Genomic DNA, 19,983 nt, shown 5'->3' on the forward strand with positions numbered 1-19,983 from the left:
GCCTAGCCTCTGCTGTCCGTTCCAGCAACCATCTTGCGCCTTCCGTTGGTCGGCACCCGATGGGCTGGAAAGACTTCAGGACGGCCCCTACTAGCCACTAACCCCCCATTTGTGGTAAAGTAGAACCATATCATCATTGCAGAGGGGAGCTATGAGAATGGAAAAAAAGAAGATATATGTACTGGCCTGTGGCGGGACGATTGCCGGCAAGGCCGCGTCGGCCGATGACCTGACGGGGTATGCTGCCGGTCAGACGTCGATAGATGAACTGCTGGAAGCCGTGCCCCAGCTGGCTGATTATGCCGACGTGCAGGGCGAACAGTTCTGCAACATCGACAGCTCGGATATGACCGAAGCTTTATGGCTGTCCCTGGCCAATCGGGTCCAGGAAGTAGCCGACCGGGAAGACGTGGACGGTATCGTCATCACTCACGGCACGGATACGATGGAGGAAACGGCGTATTTCCTCGACCTCACGGTCCACACCATCAAGCCCGTCGTCCTTACGGGTTCCATGCGGCCGGCGACGGCCATCAGTGCCGACGGTCCGCTGAACCTCCTGGAAGCGGTCCAGGCCGCGTCCTGGCCGGACCTGGGAAAATACGGTGTCGTCATCGTCATGAACAGCACCGTCCACAGCGCCCGCTTCGTCGAAAAGACCGATACGACCCATGCCGATACTTTTAAAGGCCGCCAGATGGGCTGCCTGGGCTATATGCAGGACGGCCGGCCCCGCCTGTACCAGCAGCCCCTGCGCAAGCATACGTGGTCGTCGGACCTGGCCGCTCCTAAAGAACTGCCAGCCGTCGCCATCGTCTATGCCTATGTCGGCCTCACCGCTGACGACGTACGCCGCCTGGCCCAGGGGAAAGCGGGACTGGTCATCACGGGTCTCGGTCATGGCAAGATGCCCGAACTGGTCTGGCAGGCCTTGCAGCCCTTGATGGAACAGGGGCTGGTCGTCGTCCGGGCTGCCCGCGCCCTGGGCGGCATGGTCACCCAGGTCCCGGCTTATGACGGGACGGTCACAGCCGATTCCCTGACGCCGCAGAAGGCCAAGATCCTCTTGCAGCTGGCCCTGGCCCACACGACGGACCGGGAAAAAATACAGGCCATCTTCGACGCCTATTGAGGCCTGCAAATCACGGCTCTATGCCTTCCCTAATAGGGCGGGGTGTGATAAAATAAATAAGATATGAAACATAGGTATGCAATCCATGTATCCTTTACGACACTGACATAGATAGGAGCGAATGAATCATGAACAAGTACAAAAAATTGATGGTCCTTACGGCCCTGACAGCCGCCCTCGGCACGTCGGCTTTTGCCGCATCGACGGGGATTACGGATATCAGCAATTATTGGGGCAAAGACGCTATCCAGTATTTTTATAACCAGCACTACATCAGCGGCACGAACGGCCAGTTCCGTCCGAACGAAGACATTACCCGTGAAGGCGCAGCTGCCATCATCAACAACATGATCGGTGAAGATTCCAAAGTCAAGACGACCAACTTCAGCGACGTCAAAGGCCGCTGGTCCGAACGGGCCATCGCCTCGCTGGTCGACAAACAGATCATGAGCGGTTACAGCAACGGCACGTTCAAACCGGAACAGAAGATCACCCGCGAAGAATTTGCTGTCATCGCTTACAACTACATGACTTACAAGGGCATGAGCACCCTCGAAGGGGCCGCTCCCTATGCCGACGAAGCCAAGATTTCCAGCTGGGCCCGTCAGGCCGTCGACGCCCTGGCTGCTGCCGGTTACATGAAGGGCGGCAACTACAACATGTTCAACCCGAAACAGTATGTCACCCGCGGTGAAGCCGTCAACGTTCTCTACCGCATCCTGACCGGCGTCAAGGAAACGACGCAGAGCCAGGACGGCCTGGAATCCAAGGCCTTCAAGGATATCAAAGACGTCTACGGCTCAATCAAAGCCTTTGCATCTGACGGCATCATGTACTGGCAGGGCGACAAGCTCCACATCGGCGTCAAAGACCCGAAGAACAAACAGAAACTGGCCGATGCCATTGCTGCCGACAAGGATATCCCGGCCGAATCGGTCTATGTCCAGAAATCGACGTACAGCTATGACGACTATAAGAACCTCATGGCCCAGGCCGAAAAGATTTACAAGGCTACGGAAGCGACGAATGCTACCGTTTCGACGGAACCGGATTACCTCAATGAAAAAGTCGTCCTCACAGTCAGCTCCATTTCCAAAGAAACACAGAACAACCTCAATAAAGCCCTGGGCAGTGCCCTTCGCATCGTCATTCAGTAATCGCAGCAGAGGAGGATTTCCATGGTACGGAATAAAATCGCTGCCATCCTGGCAGCTGTGGCCATCTTGTCCGTCAGTGCCGTTTCGGCCGATGCCCCTTATACAGACCTGGGCAGCCTGACCGACCGCGCGGCTGTCGATTACCTCTATGATACGCAGTGCCTGACCTTCATCACAGGGGATACCTTTGAGCCAAACCGGGTCCTGACCCGCGGCGACCTGGCCCAGCTGCTCTATAATTCGGCAGCCAATATCCCCCTGGCACCGGTGGAAGCGGCCGGTGCCCACGATGTGCCGTCGGGCACGGCTGGTGATGCCATGAACAGCGTCGCCGCCCAGGGTATCCTGGCAGGCTATCAGGATGGGAATTTCCATCCCGAAGAACCGGTGAGCCGCGAAGAATTTGCCGACGTCATCTACCGCTACTTGCAGTACAATCAGCTGGCCGACCCGGACCAGGCCGTCAAGCCCTATGCCGATGCCGCGTCGATTGCGCCGGCTTACGCCAGGGCCATCGACGTCCTGCACAGCAAGAACATCATGGTGCCGGCAGATAACTATTTCCATCCCAAAGAAGGCATGACACGGGCCGATGCCGCCCAGGTATTTTACCGCCTCATGCACTCCGACGGGGACTATACGTCTCATGTCCAGGTCGAATCGCAGCTCATCAAGGCCATCAATGCCGAATACGGCTCAGTGCCGATCTACTTCCGCAGCGGTACGATGTACTGGGATGGCGATACCCTGGTCCTGGGCATCAAAGGCGCTCCCAGCAAATACTTGCAGCAGCGCATCAACACGGACGTAGCCAAGCCGCAGGCCGTCAAGATACGTCGCGTATCCTTGAGCCACAGCGATTACAGCCAGCTCATGAATAAGGCCATCCATTGCGTCGTCGACAACGAAGGCGTCCAGAACTACGTCGGCGCCCTGCCGGACTACGTCAATGAACAAGTCGTCCTCACTGTCCGCCATCCCGTCAGCAAGGCGACGCTGGCTGAACTGGCCAAACGCGTCGGCGCCGGCCGGGTCCGTCTGGAAACGGCTCCTATCGCCGGGAAAGCTCCCATCGTCCAGGTAGCCGGACAGACAGACACAGCGGAAGAAGCCCCTGTGACGACAGAAAACACGAAAAAAGAAACGAAACAACTCTATTCCAAACTCTTAGACGACGCCACATCGAGCGCCATCACCTCCGTCCAGAACGACGTGATGAAGTGATTTGTAGGGGACGCCCAAAGGGCGTCCCGCAGGTCGCAGTTCGCAAAAGGGACTGTCGCATGAAGGTTTATTCCATCATGCGCGGTCCCTTTCTCTTTATAGTTTGTAGTACGGAGTTTGTAGTTTGTAGAAAATGGCTTTAAATTTAAAAGCATTCACTAAAAACTACAAACTGCAAACTTAAAACTCAAATCACACTCCGAAGAGTTCTCCCAATTCTTCCCGCGTGTCGATGAGGTATGTCGGCTGGAGGGATTCCAGGAAGTCCCGGTCGCGGAAACCCCAGGTGACCAGGGCTGCGTCGAGGCCGGCGTTATCGGCCGTTTCTTTGTCGACTTCCGAGTCGCCGACGTAGATGGCGTCGTCTTTGGCACAGCCCAGGCGCTTCAGGGCTTCCCAGACCATGTCCGGAGCCGGTTTTTTGCGGTACATCGGCGTTTCACCCAAGGAGAAATCGACATAGTCTTTGAAGTATTCATCGTGCAGTTCCGATACGGCACCCTGGCCTTTGTTGGAGACGATAGCCATGTGGTAGCCGGCCGCCTTGAGCCGGCCCAGGACCTGGGGAATGCCGTCGTAGGGAAAGGTCGTCGTCTGGCAGTGGGCGCTGTAATAGGCGATGAACTTTTCCGTCATCGTCCGCCGCAGGGATTCCGGCGCGTCCGGTGCGGCTTTGTCGATGAAGCCGTCGTAGCCGAAGCCCAGGCAGGGACGGATGGCATCCTGCGTCAGGGCAGGCAGGCCGTGACGGGCAAAAACATAGTTCAGGCTTTTCGTCAATTCGTCCAGCGTGTCCAGGACGGTGCCGTCCATGTCGAAGACGATGGCTTTATATTTTTCCATGAAAAAGACTCCTTTGAAGGACAAAAAATCAGTTTACTCTTTTATTATACGAAAGTGCGAATTAATCGGCAATAGGGAGTAGCTCATGCCGTCATCTTATGCTACAATGGGGAAAGAAGTTTGATAAAATAGAGGAGAGGATGACATGACAAACTTTTTGCCGTACGCTATCATAGCGGGCATAGCAATCGTCTTTTTTGTAATTTGTTATATTATGTATTCCGGCGGAGGGCACTCCGAGAGTAGTCCCCAAACGGAGAAGAAAGGGAACACGAAGACGAAGACGCGCTACGACGGCGAGCCGCAGCCGCTGCGCAGGGTCCAGCACCGCAGCCCGGCAACAGTTAAGCATGCCAGACAATTACCGAAGGAAGCGGACGACGAAGAAACAGCCCCCTTGCCGCAGGTCCCGAAAATGACACTGGGCGAACGGCGGGAGCATCCGGAAGAAACGGCCTTTGTCACGACCAAAGGCGAAGCCGTCCGCCGCAATAGCCGAATCGTCTATAAAGAAGCTCCCAAAGCCCAGGAACCTCCGGTCCACAAGGGCCCCAATGCGGATGACCTCGATGCGACGCGCGTCCTGTCCCGCGATGAAATCCTGGAAGCCATGGAAAAGGTAGACAAAGAAGAAGCCGCTGCCTATAAGGCCCGCGAGGAAGAAGCCAAACTAGCCCGTCAGCGCCAGGCCGAACAGGAAAAAGAAGCCCAGGAACAGCAGCTGGCCCGCAACCGGGAACGGCGCGAACAGGCCCGCCGCGAAGCCGCTGCGGCCAAGGAAGCCAATGCCCGCCGGGAAGAACGGGCACGCTGGGCCGAAGAAGTAGCCCAGACCGAAGAAGACAAGCCGCCCCTGGCTGATATGGCCGCCATCGTCTCGGCTGACCTGGCCGCTAAAGATGGCGGCGCCGCCCCGGCCGCCAGGAAACAGGCTGCCCCGGCAGCTGAACCGGCAGCATCTGAAACAGAAGCGCCGAAAGACACGCACCGCAAGCACATTCTCCGCGACGTCATGGCCGAAACGGCCAAAGCCGCCGGCACAGCCAAAGCCGTCACCGACGCACCGGCTGCCGCCAAGAAACGGGCCGTATCCGAAGCGACACAGGTCCTGGAAGGACCTGTCGTCAGCGAAGGCATGAAAGCCGTCGCTTCCCAGCTGGAACAGACCCAGCGCATGGAACCGATCCACATCGACTCGGCCATGACGGCCAAGAAGAAAGCCGTCCCGGAAGAAACAATGGTTATGCCGCCCATCCGGGCCCACAAGTCCCAGGAAAAAGCGACACCTGTCGTCAAGCCGGCACCGGTCGTCAAACCGTCCCAGACGTCGTGGGATTCCAATACGTCCGGGACCGATACGCGTAACCCGTCGCTGGGCAATGCGCCGCACTATGCGTCCGTATGGGAATCGGAAAGCACTGTCGATTCGCCTGTCGTCCGCCAGTGCGTCTCTCACTTCCTGCGCCAGTACGGCGTCGTTTCACCGGAACTGCAGCAGCAGACGGAATACATCACGTCGGCGGCCTTTGACCAGATCGGCTGCCAGACCGATACGGAACGGCAGCAGGCCCTGGCACCGCTCATCGTCCAGGAAGCCTTGCAGAACGTCCAGAAAGCCTATGCCGCTCATCCCGATGATTACGTCGGCACCATTGCCCTGCAGGCCTTTTACGATATCGTCCACTGCTCGCCCATTTCGACGCGCCATCTGGTCGCCATCGATGCCTTGAAGGTCATGCCCTATTTGACCCAGGGCCATTACCAGATCCTGGCGATTCTCTTATTGTTCCTGTATTCGCGCAACTCCCATAACGTCGACAAGGATTCGTTCTGCCGCTATATCGACAAGTACGTCTATCCCTTCCTGGATGGATTCCCGACGGAACGGCCTTACTACCAGCAGCTCGATTACTTGCACTGCACGGCTTTTGAAGCCAAGGAAACGCATTTTGCCGAAATCCTGTCCGATTCGTATCCGCTCTTGTTCCGCTACCGCGGTTTCACAGAAGAAGAATTGCGCAAAGCCCTCAAAGGCAAGCGCATCCCCGATGAATTCATCGTCCCGTCCTTCAATTCGCCACTGGTCAAACTGGCCATGGTCGATGAAAGCATGGCCAAACGCTTCTTCCGCATGACCGGCATCAACGACCGCAACATGCAGGACCACATCCTGCGCCTGGCCAAGAAACGCCCGGCCAACTTCAGCGGCGAAGAAGCCCTGGACATCATGGAAGATATTTCGCCGGTCCTGGCCGACTTGGGCGATATCTGGGACAGCTCGCTGCTGCGCGTATCGACGCTGTCGCTCCTGGGCCTGTACTTGGCTCAGGGCTTCGTCAAGGAAATCATTGGCGAAGAATTCGATTTGTCCCGCTGGTTTGAATAAGGAGCATCGTTGTGAAAAAAATCCGTAAAGCCGTCATCCCGGCGGCCGGGTTCGGCACCCGTTTCCTGCCGGCGACGAAGGCGACACCGAAAGAAATGCTGCCTATCGTCGATAAACCGACCATCCAGTATATCGTCGAAGAAGCCCTGCAGAGCGGCATCGAAGAAATCCTCATCATCAGCGGCCATGCCAAACGGGCCATTGAAGACCATTTCGATACCAATCCGGGCCTGGAACTGCACCTGGAAGAAAGCCATAAGATGGGGCTTCTGAACATGGTCCGCAGTATCTCTGAAATCAATATCCACTACATCCGGCAGAAACACATGCGGGGCTTGGGCGACGCCATTCTCTGCGCCCAGTCCTTCATTGCCGATGAACCCTTTGCCATCCTCCTCGGCGACGACGTCGTCTACAATGAAACCAATCCGGCCCTGCGCCAGATGATCGACTTGTACAACGACCTCGATGCGACCATCCTGGGCTGTCAGGAAGTGCCTTTAGAAAAAGTGTCGTCTTACGGCATCGTCCAGGGGACACCTGTCGAAGGGAAGGACATCCTGAAAGTCAACCGCGTCGTCGAAAAGCCGGCCATCGAAGAAGCACCGAGCCGGACGGCCGTCCTGGGCCGCTATATCGTCACGCCGGACATCTTTGAAATCCTGGCCCATACCCAGCCGGGCAAGGGCGGGGAAATCCAGCTCACCGACGCCTTGCAGACCATGGCCAGCCGCGAAGCCGTCTATGCCTACTGCTTTGAAGGCAAACGCTACGACGTAGGCGATAAACTGGGCTTCCTCAAAGCCAACGTCGAATACGCCCTGCGCCGCCCGGACCTGGCCGCCCCGTTCCGCCAGTTCCTGAAGGAAGTTGTTCGTGGTTCGTAGGGGCCGTCCTGAAGCCTTTCCAGCCCATCGGGTGCCGACCAACGGAAGGCGCAAGATGGTTGCTGGAACGGACAGCAGAGGCTAGGCGGCCCGCGTGAATCCTGTGTAATAACGTTATAGCTCGTGGCTCGTAGGGGCCGTCCCAACGGGCGGACCGCGTGAATTTTTTGTATGACGTTATCGTTTGTAGTGGGTGGCTAAAAATTTAAAACCAACAGCTGACTGCTAAAAAAGGGCCGTTGCACGAAGGCTTTTGCCATCATGCAAGGCTCTTTTCTCTTTAAAGCTTGTAGTACGGAGTTTGTAGGTATATGTGAGATACTTGTGAACTGGATGATTTGCGTGAGCGGGCGCCCCACGTGGGCGCTCCTACAGAAAAAAGGCGCTGTCTTCATGGGACAGCGCCTTTTTTTACGACGACTATAAACTACACGAAAATAGAATGATTGAAGGAATAGGCGTATGCCATAAGGCTAGTAGGGGCGACCCGTGGGGCGCCCGCTACGCGCAGAGGGTTTTCCGAAGCGTCGTTGTTAGTTTGAGTTTATAGCGGCGAAGCCGCATCTGAGTCCGAGAAAAGGCGTAGCTCGTTGTTCGTAAAGACCTGCCATCATACTCGGCTAGGCTGTGGCAAAATATCACAGCGGGCTTCCCACGTGGAAGCCCCTACGAAACGGCCGCAGGCCGTGTTTTTTTGCGGTCTGAACCTGTGAACGGCGGCCTGCTTATTATTATCATCGCCTCTATGCGATACCGTAGGGGATGTCCTGTTAAGGCGTCCCGCTGTGAATCCTGTAGACAGCCGGAATTTATGACAAATGGGATGAATTTGACGCGGCAAAGCCGCATTGTAGGGGCGACCCGTGGGGCGCCCGCTATGGAATAAAGGGGGAATCTCCTGATGGTGCTATGTTTGAAACTACACGAAAATAGTATTGATTGAATGAAAAGGCCATGCTATAATAGGCACAGAAAGAAGGGATTCCTATGAAAATTGAAGAAGGTACGATTATTTCTATAAAAGAAAAAGGCACGGCCGAAATCAAGGTCGGCCGCCATTCCGACTGCATCGCCTGCGGCGCCTGCGAAGGGGCTGAAAACATCGTCGTCACGGCTGTCGACCCGTTAGGCGTCAAAGTCGGCCAGCACGTCAAATTCGAATTCCGCGATGTCAACATCGTCATCGGCGCTTTCATCTGTTTCGTCATGCCCCTCTTGGTCTGTGCCGCCGGCGCCTTTGCCGGTCATTTCCTGGCCCTGGCCCAGGGCTTCGATACAGTCCAGACGGCTGTCATCGGCGGCATCATCGGCTTCCTCATCGGCGCCGTCGGCGTCAAACTCTTCGACCGTTCCCTGTCGAAAGCCGAAAATTCCAAACCGAAGATCATCGAAATCTGTTCAGGCGGGAATTAGTGTATAAAGGCTTTGTTTGTAGGGGTCGCCGCGTGGGCGACCCGTTAGGGATTTGGACGATTCTTCTAGCAAACTGGTTGGGTAATAAAATCGTACATATCACAGAGCGGGCGCCCCACGTGGCGACCCTACAGTAAATTTAAAGCCATCCGCTAACCACTAACAGCTAACCACTAGCCACTAAAAAGGGCTTGTCGCACATGCGACAGGCCCTTTTCTTATTTTTCCGGCAACGTGTCGGCCAATGCCAATTCTGTGCCGTCTTTGAGGGTGATGGCCGTGAGGTGGAGTTCGCTGGTCATGCCGTCCAGGGTCTGCGAACGGATGAGGCTGTACTGTGACGGGATGAGGGGATTGAGCAGGAACTGGCTCTCATGGGTCCGTTTTTCCGCCGATGTCGACAGGCGCAGGGGCGACGTATAGAGGACGGCTTTATCGCTGTCCCGGCGCAGGGTGTAGACGGCTTTGACAGAAGCGATGTCATTGCGGTCCTTGCGGAAGACCGGCGTATAGCTCAGGCGCAGGAAGGTGCGGCCCTGGCCGGTGACGATTTTGGAAGAGACGTCGCGGACAGTCATGATGGCGTCGATTTTTTGCTGGACCGGCTTGTTGTAGGCTGCCAATTCTTTCTTCATGACATCGCGCAAGTCGTTGAGGAAGGCTTCCGGGTCGGCCAGGCCCGTGATCATCCAGGTCTGGGACGGCGTCTGTTCCAGCGTGACCGTACAGGGGACGGTCGCGCCCAGGCGGTCGTTGTACAAGTAGAGCTTCACTGTATTGTCATGGCTCCAGTCGGCGCCGTCGAGGTGCCAGCCCGCCAGGGGGACGGCCAGGCCGGCACTCTTCAAGGTGCGCTGCAGGTTATCGGCCGTCTTCTGATATTCGTCATTGTCCGTACTCCCGGCCAGCGTCCAGTTCAGGTAGAGGTCGGCTGTGGTGATGAAAGAAGCCCGCAACGGCGAGCGGATGATATTCAGCAAAAAGAATTCATCCGTACTGTCCGACGTATGGGACACGAGGGCATCGAAGAACTGGCCGCTCAGGGCCCCTTCATCGACGTGGCGGCTGAAGGTCTCCATATCCCCGTCCCGGGCGGCACGGATGACCTGGGAGACGGCATAATCGGGCGTTTTCATATAGACGTGCTGATATGACGCAATCCCTGCTAGGATACAGCCCATGAGGACGACCAGGGCCAGGAAGACTTTGCCATCCCATAAGGTAAGCACTCTTTTTCTCATAGATTATCCTTCCTTACTACACGAAATCCTATTTTTCTTATTATACCACAGTCTGCGTTAGGCGTTCAGCCTTTCGGCGCATCTGCCGCAGGCTGCAAAAATATGGTATAATGAATATGCTATTACCGAAAGAAAAGGAGCGTGATTCCTGTGATTACTTTACACGATGTGAAATCAGGGAATTCCTATGAAGTCAAGGAAGGAGTGACGCTGCAGCAGGTCTGTGAACAGTATTGCCAGCACGACGACATGCCCATTGCAGCGGCCTTATACAATAACGAATGTGTCGGCCTCCAGACCAAGGTCGGCCAGAGCGGCGACGTAGACTGGCTGCCCATCAATACCATGGAAGGCAATCAGTGCATCATCCGCACGGCCATCTTCCTCCTGGTCCGCGCCGTCAGAGACCTCTATCCCGACGGCAAGGTCCTGGTCAAGCATGCCCTGCGCAAGGCCTTGTACTGCGAACTGGAAATCGGCCACACCGTCACCGTCCACGACGTGGACATCATCAAGAAGCGCATGCACGAAATCGTCGAACAAGATGAACCCATTTCCCAGGTCATCGCCAGCGCCGAAACGGCTATGGAAATGTGCCGCAACCGCCATATGATGCGGGAAGCGGAACTCCTGCGCCACGTCGACGTCACCCATATCATGGCCTATCAGTGCGGCCAGACCTTTGACTACTATATGGGGCCTCTCCTGCCCAGCATGGGCTATGTGACCTGCTTCAACCTGCGGTCCTATGCGCCCGGCGTCATCCTGGAAACGCCGACCGTCGACAATCCCAATGAATTACCGGAATACAAGGAAATCCCCAAGATGGCCCGCCTCTTCCTGGATGCTGAAGAATGGGGGCGCATCGTCCGCTGCGAATACGTCTATGACTTGAATCATTACATCGAGAACGGGACCATACAGGATATGGTCGACATGGCCGAAGCCCTGCAGGAAAAGAAGCTGGGCCAGCTGGCCGACTATATCGTCAGCCGCCGGCCGAAGGTCAAGGTCGTCCTCATCGCCGGCCCGTCGTCGGCAGGCAAGACGACGTTCTGCAAGCGCCTGACGACGCAGCTCCGCGTCAACGGCCTGCGGCCTATCGGCATTTCCTTGGACGATTACTTCTATAACCGCGAAGATACGCCGAAGAATCCCGACGGCAGCTATGACTTCGAGTCCCTGCGGGCTATCGACGTACCGCTCTTCAACCAGCAGATCGATGACCTCAACCAGGGCAAGGAAGTCCACCTGGCCCGCTTCGATTTCGTCACAGGCCACCGCCATTTCGACGACAAGCCGACAGTCCTGGAAAAAGGCCAGCCCATCGTCGTCGAAGGCCTCCACGCCTTGAACGATTCCCTGACCTACATGCTGCCGCGCTATGAAAAGGTCAAGATTTCCCTGGGCGTCCTGACGCAGATACGCATTAACGACCACAACCGCATTTCCACGTCGGATACGCGCATCATCCGCCGCATGGTCCGGGACCAGCAGTTCCGCGACCGCGGGCCCATGGCGACCATGGATATCTGGACTGACGTCCGCCGCGGCGAAGAAAAGAACATCTATCCCTATCAGGAAGATGCCGATACGATTTTCAACACGGCTTTGCCTTATGAACTGTCTGTCCTCAAGCCCTATGCCGAACCGCTCCTGGAATCTATCGACAAGGGCAGCGTCCATTACGCCGAAGCCCGGCGGCTCCTGCGGTTCCTCAAGCCCTTCAAGGGCATCGACTCGTCCGTCGTACCGCCCAATTCGCTGTTGCGGGAATTCATCGGGCCAGACCGGAAAAAATGATTGACAAAGCCCAAGTAGATAGATATAATAGTATAGTCGAGGTAGAAATATGAAACTACAAGTCGAAGAAGCACTAAAAGAAGCCGGGAAGTCTTTCCCCTTTTCTTTTGAATGTCCGGCTGCCGAGCTAGGTGAAGTGGAGGACCTTCCTTGGAAGGACGCCACAGTAGTTGTGGATGGGGCTTATTGGTTCGATGGTAACCACATGGTGGTACAGGGAACCATACAGACCTCTGGCAAATACACCTGCAGCCGCTGCCTGTCACCGGTATCGGTGGATCGGAAGGAAACACTGTCTGAAGTCTATGGTACGGAAGCAGAGCTTCCCGAGGACGTATTGCCCTATAATGGGGAGTACATCGATTTGACGGAGACAATTAGAGAAACGTTGATCCTCAGCGAGCCAATGAGGGTTTTGTGCCGGCCAGACTGCAAAGGACTCTGTCCGCAGTGCGGTGCAAACCTGAACGACGGACCCTGTAGTTGTCCTACCGACAAGATTGACCCAAGACTCGAAGTCCTGGCTCAATTGTTGCGATCCAAAGAAAAGCGCTAGAAATAACGTACCATGTGATTTAAGGAGGTGCAGAACATGGCAGTACCGAAGAACAGATTATCCCAGACTCGTCAGAAGATGCGTCGCGCAAACTGGAAATTGACCGCACCGGGCTACGTAGAATGCCCGCAGTGCCACGAAGCAATGATGCCTCATCATGTATGCCCGACTTGCGGCTACTATAAAGGCAAACAGGTTGTCAACAACACAACAGCTGAATAAGAGTTGTACATAAAAAAGAGCTATCGCTTAGGCGATAGCTCTTTTTTGAGTACTAAGTTTGCAGTTTGTAGTTTTTAGTGAATGTTTTTTAATTTAAAGCCATCATCTACAAACTACAAACTCCGTACTACAAACTATAGAGCCAAAGGAATCTCGCATGATGGCATAAACCTTCGTGGAGGAGCCACTAGCCCCTAGCCACGAGCCACGCGGGCCGCCCTTTGGGACGGCCCCTACATTGCCATACGAAAAACACATATCCAGACATGAAATATAAGCGTTTTACATTCCCCTGGCCGTCTGTTAAGATAAAGGCGTAGTAAGCAAGGAGAGAGGAGGTCGATGATGGAAGGGAAGGTTTGGCAGAATTTGATCGATGCCGGTTGTTCGGCGGCTTTTATCGAACAGTATGAGGCCCTGCCCGAGGAAGAGCAGTTGTCGTGCCTGCAGCGCCATCGCCGGTACTTGCTCGATGCTATTCATGACAAACAGCTTCAGCTGGACCGGCTGGATTATTTCTTATATGTGTTACGAAAAAGAGGAGACGAAAGAAAATGACTTTAGAAGAAATCAAGCAGACGAGCCCCTTTGCCATGGGCGGAGAAAACGTCGACTATGCCCAGTATTTTGATGGCACCAGTTATTTGAACATGTTGTCCCTAAAACAGGTCGTCGTCGGCAATGTCACTTTTGAACCGGCCTGCCGCAATCATTGGCACATCCACCATGCCAGCCAGGGCGGCGGTCAGATGCTGTTAGTCACGGCCGGCCGTGGCTGGTATCAAGAATGGGGGAAACCGGCCCAGGCCCTCCTCGCCGGTGATGTCGTCCACATCCCGGCCAACGTCAAGCATTGGCACGGTGCTGCCAAGGACAGTGCCTTCCAGCATCTGGCCATTGAAGTCGACGGGACTGATACGAGTACGGAATGGTGTGAAGCCGTAGCGGAGGCCGATTATGATGCCCTTCCGTAAGCACTTCTTAGCGGCCGGGCTCATGGTCCTGGCGGGAATCGGATTTCTCCCCTTTTACAGCGGCTGGCCCAAGGCCTGGGCGGCCTTCGGCTATGCCAAGGAAGTCTACGGGGAGTAAATGTCTCTATTTGAAATAATCAGGAGGTAAAAAGCAGATGATGAAGAAAGTTTTAATGCTTGCCCTGAGCAGTCTCATGGTCCTGGGCCTGGCTGCCTGTGGCAATACGAACGGCGCCGATGCGTCTTCCAGCGCCTCAAAAAAGGCGGATGCGGCGGCCCAGGCCCCGGCCAAGGGCAATGGCAAGACGCTGGTCGTCTATTATTCGGCTGGCGGTCATACCAAGAATGTAGCCAATTACATTGCCAAAGCGACCAACGGCGACGTTATGGAACTGAAACCGGCAGGACTATACGGAAGCGGATCTGGACTACAATAACCGGGACAGCCGCGTCTATCGCGAACACGATGATGCCAGCCTGCGCGACATCCCTCTGGTCAAGGATAAGGCAGACAACTGGGAAGGCTACGATACGGTCTTCATCGGATATCCTATCTGGTGGGGGATCGCTGCCTGGCCGGTAGATACTTTCGTCAAACACAATGACTTCAGTGGCAAGACGGTCATCCCCTTTGCCACGTCGGCCAGCTCCGGCCTCGGCGACAGCGGCAGACAGCTGCAGCAGATGGCTGGTACGGGCAACTGGCTGGAAGGTAAACGCTTCCCGTCCAATGTGTCGGAAAGTACGGTCCAGCAGTGGGTCCAGAGCCTCAATCTATAGGTTCCAGCGCATCCTTTTCCTGCTTTAAAAGCTGGATGAATTGCTGCGTCCCTTTGGGGAACAGCTGAAAACGCTTCCAGGCGATGAGCAGCCTGTCCGAAAGGGGCGGGTCCAGGAGGCGGAAACAGAGGGTATCATCGTCTTCCGGGACACGGATGATCTTTTCCAGCATGATGCAGGACCCCAGCCCTTCGCGGACCATGAGGGACGCATTATAGGCCAGGTTGTACGTGGCGCTGATATGCAGGTCAGCGAAGGGCTTTTTCAGCCAGACTCGCAGCCTGTCTGCCTGATTGTCATCCTGCAGGACCTGATTGGATACGATGAGTTTTTCATCCCACAGGTCCTGCGGGGTGATTTTTTCTTTTTGCGAGAGCGGGTTATCGCGGCGCAGGAGGAGGCCCCAGCGGTCGACAGTTGGGCAGGGGAGGACTTCGTATTTATCCATATCGACGTGGCCATAGACGACAGCCATGTCGATGAGGCTCTTGTCGAGGAGTTCCATCATCTGCTGACCATCGCCGCTGGTGATATGGAAATGCAGGTGGGGATACCTGGCCTGGATGTCATGGGCGGCGTGCATGAGGAAGCGGACGCTGTCCGATTCGGCCGAGCCGATGCGGATGGTCCCGTTCAGTTCGGTGTCGTCGCTGCGCAGTTCCTCTTCCGTATGACTGGCCAGGGAGAGGATTTCTTCAGCCCGCTTTTTCAGGAATAAGCCTTCTTCGGTGAGCGTAATGCGCCGGGGGCCGCGAATCATCAGTTCTTTTCCCAGCATCTCTTCCATGTCGCGCAGCTGCCGCGACAGCGTCGGCTGGGATAGGTGCAGTGCCTCGGCAGCATGGGTGATACTTTCTTCGCGGGCGACGGTGAGGAAATAATGGAGTACCCGTAAATCTAACATCCGAATCAGTCCTTTCCTTGCCAATGGATTTCTTCTTTCAGGCCCTTCAAAAAGGCTTCGCACGCCGGTGACAGGAGTTGGTATTTTTTCCAGGCCACGAGACACGAGAAGGTGACGGCTGGTTTCAGGGGGACGAAGGCCAGGTCCGGCGTATGGAGCTGGAAGAGCTCGTCGATGCCGAGGGCACTGGTAATGCCCGTCCGGATGAGCTGGGCCGCATTGGCGATGAGGTCGAATTTTCCGACGACCTTCAAGTCTTCGGCCGTTACGCTTCCTTGCGACCACTGACGGATATCGAAGGTTGCCGTAGCAGTCCGTGACGAGACGAGCAGGGGAATCTGGCTCAGAGTGTCGGCCGTGATGGCTGGCAGCCGGGCCCAGGGCGTATCGCTGCGGGTGATGATGCCGACCCGGTTGCTTTCAGGCAGACGCAGGAATTCGTATTTTTCCGGATTGAAAGGCTCGATGAAGAGGGCGAAGTCGATGAGGCCGCGGGAGAGTTTCTCTTCGACCGTATCGGCGTTACCCGTAAAGAGTTCACACGTAATGCCCGGATGTTTCCGCTGCAGTTTGGCAAAGGTGTCGGTTAGGAAGTGCATGACTGGTGTTTCGCCGGCACCGATGCGGATACAGCCCGTCAGTTCCGGCTGGTCGTCGCTGATTTCAGCTTTCGTCTGCTGGACGAGGGACACGATTTCCTCGGCCCGCTGGCGCAGGCGGATGCCTTCTTCCGTGAGCAGTGTACTGCGGTTGGTCCGGATGAAAAGCTGCTTGCCCAATTCCTTTTCCAGATCGGCCATCTGCCGGGACAACGTCGGCTGTGTGATATGCAGCATATTGGCTGCACCGGTCATATTCTGTTCCCTGGCGACGGCCAGGAAGTATTGCAGTGTCCGTATTTCCATGGGTTTCCTCCTAGGGTATGGGTTTTCTTTAGTATACGACTTTTGAAAGGGCCTTACAACAAAGGTTTCATGCCCAAAATGACATGAAACTGTAACCGTTGCCATATTGTGGTAGTACCTTCTCCGGAGTATAATAAATCATTATTATTTTAGATTTATTGCTTCGGAGGAGGCTTTTTTTATGGAATCCATTGTGAATACTTTTTCCTATGAAATGGAATATGGCGGGCCGCACGTTCATTTCCTAGCTTTTTTTTATTCATCTTCATTGGCATTGTCATCCTGCACGGCGTCTTCCGGATCGTCATCGAAGTGCTGAGCCGCGTGACGAAAATCCCGCGCGACAGCTGGCGCAATATCTTCCGTTTCATGCCGACTCTGATGGGCATCCTTTTCATCCTCAGTTCCTATGGCATTTCCATTTCGCCGCTCCTGACAGCTCTCGGCGCCGGCGGCCTGGCATCGGCCCTGGCCTTGCAGGATACACTGGCCAACCTCTTTTCCGGCATTACGACGCTGGTATCGAAACAGGTCCACATGGGCGATTACATCCGCCTGTCCAGCGGCGAAGCCGGCCGCGTCGTCGATATGAACTGGCGTAATACGACGATTCGCACGGCGACGGGGAATATGGTCATCGTCCCCAACAAGAGCATTGCCACGGCGACGCTGACCAACTACGAACAGCCTTTGGCAGAATGTACCATTTCCATTCCCTTGACCATTACCTATGACAATGACCTGCAGCGTGTCGAAGACGTCACCCTCGGTGTGGCCCGGCACATCCTCGACCACAGTGAATACGGCGTCACCGGCTTCGAGCCCCTCGTCCGCTATGACCAGATGGGGGAATACGGCATTTCCTTCAAAGTCGTCCTGCGTATCCGCAACATCGTCGACGAAGCCGTCCTCAAGCACCAGTTCATCAAAAGCATCTATACGACCTATAAAAAAGAAAACATCCAGCTCCTCATCCGCCACGATTGACATATATAGTTTGTAGTACGGAGTTTGTAGTTTGTAGAAGATGATTTCAAATTTTTAGCCATCCGCTAACCACTAACCACTTAAAAGGGCTTGTCGCATGTGCGGCAAGCCCTTTTATGCTATACTAAGGGAAGAAAGCATCCTTCACAAGAACGAGAGGTAATCATATTATGGAAAATACACAAAATAAGGGCCGCCGCGGTATGGATATGCTGCACGGCTCTATTGCCGACAAGTTGTTCTTTTTTGCCATGCCAATCGGCCTCATGGGCTTATTTGAACAGCTTTTCAACAGTGCCGATGTCGTCATCCTGGGGCGTTTCGTCGGCAAGAGCGCCATGGCCGCTGTCGGCAACAATATGCCTGTCATCGGCATCCTGGTCATGCTGCTCATGGGAATTTCCCTGGGGGCTAATGTCACCATTGCCCAGTATCTCGGTGCCCGCCGCGACGATAAAGTGGAACGGACGGTCCAGACGGCTATTTTGATGTCTTTTGGACTGGGGGCCTTGCTGGCCGTCATCGGCGAACTCATCGTCTATCCGGCCTTCTGGGTCCTGGAAGTGCCGCCAGACGTCTACGATATGGCCGAACAGTATCTGCGCATCTTCCTGCTGGGCCTGCCTTTTTTGTCGCTGTATAACTTCGAGGCGGCCATCTTCCGCAGCTGCGGCGATGGCAAGACGCCGCTGTACAGCCTGGTCGCAGCCAATATCGTCAATATCGTCCTCGACCTGCTGTCGGTCCTGGTCTTTGATTTCGGCCTGGCCGGCGTCGTCTGGGCGACGGTCATCGCCTTTGCCGTCAATTCGCTCATCCTCCTGGTCCTGCTGTGCCGGACGACGGACCGCATCCGCCTGGAACGCCATCACATGCGCTTTTCCCGGGAAGAACTGCATCACATCATCCGCATCGGCCTGCCTGCCGGCATCCAGGGCATGGTCTTTGCCTTGTCCAACGTCCTCATCCAGTCGGCCCTGAACAGCCTGGGGACGGAAGCCATGGCAGCGTCGGCTGCGGCCTTCATCATCGAAGGCAATATCTACTGTTTCGTCAACGGCTTCAGCCAGGCGACGACGACCTTCGTCGGCCAGAACTACGGCGCCCGCAACCTGCGCCGCTGCTTCCGCATCACCAAAATCGCCTTTGGCGTCGAAGCGGCGTTCCTCCTGGTCGTCACCGTGCCGGTCCTCTTCTTTTCGCCGGAACTCATCCGCCTGTTCAACGGCGACCCGAACGTCGTCGCCTTGGGGACGAAGCGCCTCTTTTATGTAGCCGGGACGTTCTACCTCAATGGCATCATCGACATCATCTCCGGATCCCTGCGCGGCTATGGATATTCCCTGCCGCCGGCTGTCGTCGTCCTGGTCGGTATCTGCGGCGTCCGCATCACCTGGCTGTACACCGTATTTGCCGCTCACCGCGACTTCCTGGTCCTCATGGCGGCCTACCCGGCCAGCTGGCTGGTCACGGCCATTGTCCTGGCCTTCGTCTACCAGTCCTGCCGCAAGCACATCGTCCGGGGCCTGCTGAGTGAGCGGTAGCCGTTAGCCACCAGCCGCCAGCTACCAACCGCCAGCTACTAGCCGCCAGCTACTAGCCTCCAGCCGCTAGCCGCTAGCCTCTAACCCCTAACCCCTAACCCCTAGCCCCTAGCTACGAACCACTAACTGCTAACTCCTCAAGTGATGAGATGCAATCAGCCTACACTTGATTAATAACGTATATTATGATATAATCAAATTAACAAATAATTATTATTGATTACTAATTCGGAAGGGGGCATAAGATATGCGTTTTGGTGAAGGTTTTGTCGAAGAAATCAAGGATAATGGCTTGGCGAAAGTACGGGTCAGTCGCGATTCGCTTTATGTGGCCTGCAGTGTCTGCGCCGCAGCGGATCACGTCAAGCTTCTGGCCTATAATTCCATCGGCGCTGCCGAAGGCGACCACGTCCGCTATGAAGTCGATGACTCGCACCTCATTTCCGGTGCCTTTGTCTGCTTCATCCTGCCCGTCGCCATGCTGCTCATCACGGCCCTTTTAGGCTATCTCATCATAGGCCATACTGCCGGTGCCGTCGTCGGCGGCATCGCCGGACTCATCGTCTCGGCTCTGGCCGTCCGGAAATACGACCGCTCCCTGAGCCGCATCATCGATACCAAAGCCAACATCCTCAGCGTCATTGTCGATGAGGATGAAGAGAAGGAAGAAAACTGAACTTAACTTTGGAATGAAATCCCAATTCATGATATTATTGGTTAAACACTGGAAAACATTCCAGACTTTTTGCATTGTGAAGTCATAACTATATAGCGAAGAGATGTAGACGAAAGATGTCGATAGTTGTAATAACTATCGGCATTTTTTTGTTTATCACAGTTTCTAGCTCTGTCAGTTAGCGAAGAAACGCCATTTCCGGATGCAGGACATCCTCCGCAAGACAGCCCGTTACATTGTTAATTTCTGCATTGACCATCAGATAGGGACCATTGTTTGCGGTTATAATCGAGATTTCAAACGAGGACTAAAACTGGGCAAAGTGACGAATCAACATTTCACCCAAATC

19 protein-coding genes and 1 pseudogene are annotated in these 19,983 nt (G+C 55.3%); 16 read left to right on the forward strand and 4 right to left on the reverse strand.

The features are described from left to right. Nucleotides 1–157: 157 nt before the first annotated feature. From WMO23_RS07475 to WMO23_RS07485, 3 genes are all read left to right on the forward strand, one after another. Nucleotides 158–1,132, forward strand: coding sequence for an asparaginase (locus WMO23_RS07475; RefSeq protein WP_020311010.1), 975 nt, complete (start codon nt 158–160; stop codon nt 1,130–1,132). A 128-nt stretch (nt 1,133–1,260) separates the two neighbouring features. Next, complete coding sequence (locus tag WMO23_RS07480; RefSeq protein ID WP_020311011.1) at nt 1,261–2,289, forward strand: S-layer homology domain-containing protein; 1,029 nt, start codon at nt 1,261–1,263, stop codon at nt 2,287–2,289. A 21-nt stretch (nt 2,290–2,310) separates the two neighbouring features. Further along, complete coding sequence (locus WMO23_RS07485) at nt 2,311–3,513, forward strand: S-layer homology domain-containing protein (protein WP_292108374.1); 1,203 nt, start codon at nt 2,311–2,313, stop codon at nt 3,511–3,513. A gap of 192 nt (nt 3,514–3,705) precedes the next feature. Here the strand turns inward: WMO23_RS07485 and WMO23_RS07490 are convergent, their stop codons facing one another. After that, nucleotides 3,706–4,356, reverse strand: coding sequence for an HAD family hydrolase (locus WMO23_RS07490; RefSeq protein WP_292108373.1), 651 nt, complete (start codon nt 4,354–4,356; stop codon nt 3,706–3,708). 145 nt (nt 4,357–4,501) lie between these two features. On the opposite strand from WMO23_RS07490, the gene WMO23_RS07495 reads away from it, so the two are divergent. From WMO23_RS07495 to WMO23_RS07505, 3 genes are all read left to right on the forward strand, one after another. Continuing rightward, nucleotides 4,502–6,742, forward strand: coding sequence for an LPO_1073/Vpar_1526 family protein (locus WMO23_RS07495; protein ID WP_292108372.1), 2,241 nt, complete (start codon nt 4,502–4,504; stop codon nt 6,740–6,742). Between the two features lie 11 nt (nt 6,743–6,753). Continuing rightward, nucleotides 6,754–7,629: a UTP--glucose-1-phosphate uridylyltransferase GalU gene (gene galU / locus WMO23_RS07500; RefSeq protein ID WP_292108371.1), complete on the forward strand. Its 876-nt coding sequence runs from the start codon at nt 6,754–6,756 to the stop codon at nt 7,627–7,629. A gap of 987 nt (nt 7,630–8,616) precedes the next feature. After that, nucleotides 8,617–9,042, forward strand: coding sequence for a SoxR reducing system RseC family protein (locus WMO23_RS07505; protein ID WP_292282035.1), 426 nt, complete (start codon nt 8,617–8,619; stop codon nt 9,040–9,042). A gap of 218 nt (nt 9,043–9,260) precedes the next feature. Here the strand turns inward: WMO23_RS07505 and WMO23_RS07510 are convergent, their stop codons facing one another. After that, the gene (locus WMO23_RS07510; RefSeq protein WP_239639698.1) at nt 9,261–10,283 is read right to left on the reverse strand and encodes a hypothetical protein; all 1,023 of its coding nucleotides are present in this window, start codon (nt 10,281–10,283) and stop codon (nt 9,261–9,263) included. 150 nt (nt 10,284–10,433) lie between these two features. On the opposite strand from WMO23_RS07510, the gene WMO23_RS07515 reads away from it, so the two are divergent. From WMO23_RS07515 to WMO23_RS11555, 7 genes and pseudogenes are all read left to right on the forward strand, one after another. Continuing rightward, nucleotides 10,434–12,086 (forward strand): nucleoside kinase, encoded by a 1,653-nt coding sequence (locus tag WMO23_RS07515; RefSeq protein ID WP_303267757.1) that lies wholly within the window; start codon nt 10,434–10,436, stop codon nt 12,084–12,086. A 49-nt stretch (nt 12,087–12,135) separates the two neighbouring features. Then, the gene (locus tag WMO23_RS07520; protein ID WP_292105983.1) at nt 12,136–12,642 is read left to right on the forward strand and encodes a YceD family protein; all 507 of its coding nucleotides are present in this window, start codon (nt 12,136–12,138) and stop codon (nt 12,640–12,642) included. 36 nt (nt 12,643–12,678) lie between these two features. Further along, complete coding sequence (gene rpmF, locus WMO23_RS07525) at nt 12,679–12,864, forward strand: 50S ribosomal protein L32 (protein WP_014016180.1); 186 nt, start codon at nt 12,679–12,681, stop codon at nt 12,862–12,864. Between the two features lie 342 nt (nt 12,865–13,206). Further along, complete coding sequence (locus tag WMO23_RS07530; RefSeq protein WP_020311273.1) at nt 13,207–13,422, forward strand: hypothetical protein; 216 nt, start codon at nt 13,207–13,209, stop codon at nt 13,420–13,422. Next, nucleotides 13,419–13,838: a cupin domain-containing protein gene (locus tag WMO23_RS07535; protein WP_020311274.1), complete on the forward strand. Its 420-nt coding sequence runs from the start codon at nt 13,419–13,421 to the stop codon at nt 13,836–13,838. Before WMO23_RS07530 ends, WMO23_RS07535 begins: the two co-directional genes overlap by 4 nt. Further along, nucleotides 13,822–13,956, forward strand: coding sequence for a carboxymuconolactone decarboxylase (locus WMO23_RS07540; RefSeq protein ID WP_239639685.1), 135 nt, complete (start codon nt 13,822–13,824; stop codon nt 13,954–13,956). The genes WMO23_RS07535 and WMO23_RS07540 overlap by 17 nt, the downstream gene beginning before the upstream one ends. 76 nt (nt 13,957–14,032) lie before the next feature. Continuing rightward, nucleotides 14,033–14,618 (forward strand): annotated as a pseudogene (locus WMO23_RS11555) (flavodoxin). On the opposite strand, the gene WMO23_RS07555 reads toward WMO23_RS11555, so the two are convergent. Both WMO23_RS07555 and WMO23_RS07560 read right to left on the reverse strand, forming a co-directional pair. Continuing rightward, on the reverse strand, nt 14,608–15,522 hold the full coding sequence (locus WMO23_RS07555) for a LysR family transcriptional regulator (protein ID WP_303267758.1): 915 nt from the start codon (nt 15,520–15,522) through the stop codon (nt 14,608–14,610). The pseudogene WMO23_RS11555 and the gene WMO23_RS07555 sit on opposite strands and share 11 nt — an antisense overlap. 5 nt (nt 15,523–15,527) lie before the next feature. Continuing rightward, on the reverse strand, nt 15,528–16,427 hold the full coding sequence (locus tag WMO23_RS07560; protein WP_292105995.1) for a LysR family transcriptional regulator: 900 nt from the start codon (nt 16,425–16,427) through the stop codon (nt 15,528–15,530). 324 nt (nt 16,428–16,751) lie between these two features. Between WMO23_RS07560 and WMO23_RS07565 the strand changes: the two genes are divergently transcribed. The 3 genes from WMO23_RS07565 (at nt 16,752) to WMO23_RS07575 (ending at nt 19,634) form a co-directional block, all read left to right on the forward strand. Next, a complete protein-coding gene (locus tag WMO23_RS07565; RefSeq protein ID WP_239639887.1) occupies nt 16,752–17,414 on the forward strand; it encodes a mechanosensitive ion channel family protein in 663 nt (220 codons plus the stop codon). Nucleotides 17,415–17,584: 170 nt separating this feature from the next. Continuing rightward, nucleotides 17,585–18,958, forward strand: a complete 1,374-nt coding sequence (locus WMO23_RS07570; protein ID WP_349173683.1) for an MATE family efflux transporter — start codon at nt 17,585–17,587, stop codon at nt 18,956–18,958. A gap of 247 nt (nt 18,959–19,205) precedes the next feature. Further along, nucleotides 19,206–19,634: a SoxR reducing system RseC family protein gene (locus WMO23_RS07575; protein ID WP_020311281.1), complete on the forward strand. Its 429-nt coding sequence runs from the start codon at nt 19,206–19,208 to the stop codon at nt 19,632–19,634. Nucleotides 19,635–19,983 lie beyond the last annotated feature (349 nt).

It is taken from the genome of Megasphaera intestinihominis (assembly GCF_040096415.1).
GTDB classification, from domain to species: domain Bacteria; phylum Bacillota; class Negativicutes; order Veillonellales; family Megasphaeraceae; genus Megasphaera; species Megasphaera intestinihominis.

Coding starts and splice junctions, on each gene's coding strand:
- WMO23_RS07475 (WP_020311010.1), top strand. CDS start 158: ATGGAAAAAAAGAAGATATATGTACTGGCCTGTGGCGGGACGATTGCC.
- WMO23_RS07480 (WP_020311011.1), top strand. CDS start 1,261: ATGAACAAGTACAAAAAATTGATGGTCCTTACGGCCCTGACAGCCGCC.
- WMO23_RS07485 (WP_292108374.1), top strand. CDS start 2,311: ATGGTACGGAATAAAATCGCTGCCATCCTGGCAGCTGTGGCCATCTTG.
- WMO23_RS07490 (WP_292108373.1), bottom strand. CDS start 4,356: ATGGAAAAATATAAAGCCATCGTCTTCGACATGGACGGCACCGTCCTG.
- WMO23_RS07495 (WP_292108372.1), top strand. CDS start 4,502: ATGACAAACTTTTTGCCGTACGCTATCATAGCGGGCATAGCAATCGTC.
- WMO23_RS07505 (WP_292282035.1), top strand. CDS start 8,617: ATGAAAATTGAAGAAGGTACGATTATTTCTATAAAAGAAAAAGGCACG.
- WMO23_RS07510 (WP_239639698.1), bottom strand. CDS start 10,283: ATGAGAAAAAGAGTGCTTACCTTATGGGATGGCAAAGTCTTCCTGGCC.
- WMO23_RS07520 (WP_292105983.1), top strand. CDS start 12,136: ATGAAACTACAAGTCGAAGAAGCACTAAAAGAAGCCGGGAAGTCTTTC.
- rpmF (WP_014016180.1), top strand. CDS start 12,679: ATGGCAGTACCGAAGAACAGATTATCCCAGACTCGTCAGAAGATGCGT.
- WMO23_RS07530 (WP_020311273.1), top strand. CDS start 13,207: ATGATGGAAGGGAAGGTTTGGCAGAATTTGATCGATGCCGGTTGTTCG.
- WMO23_RS07535 (WP_020311274.1), top strand. CDS start 13,419: ATGACTTTAGAAGAAATCAAGCAGACGAGCCCCTTTGCCATGGGCGGA.
- WMO23_RS07540 (WP_239639685.1), top strand. CDS start 13,822: ATGATGCCCTTCCGTAAGCACTTCTTAGCGGCCGGGCTCATGGTCCTG.
- WMO23_RS07555 (WP_303267758.1), bottom strand. CDS start 15,522: ATGTTAGATTTACGGGTACTCCATTATTTCCTCACCGTCGCCCGCGAA.
- WMO23_RS07560 (WP_292105995.1), bottom strand. CDS start 16,427: ATGGAAATACGGACACTGCAATACTTCCTGGCCGTCGCCAGGGAACAG.
- WMO23_RS07570 (WP_349173683.1), top strand. CDS start 17,585: ATGGAAAATACACAAAATAAGGGCCGCCGCGGTATGGATATGCTGCAC.
- WMO23_RS07575 (WP_020311281.1), top strand. CDS start 19,206: ATGCGTTTTGGTGAAGGTTTTGTCGAAGAAATCAAGGATAATGGCTTG.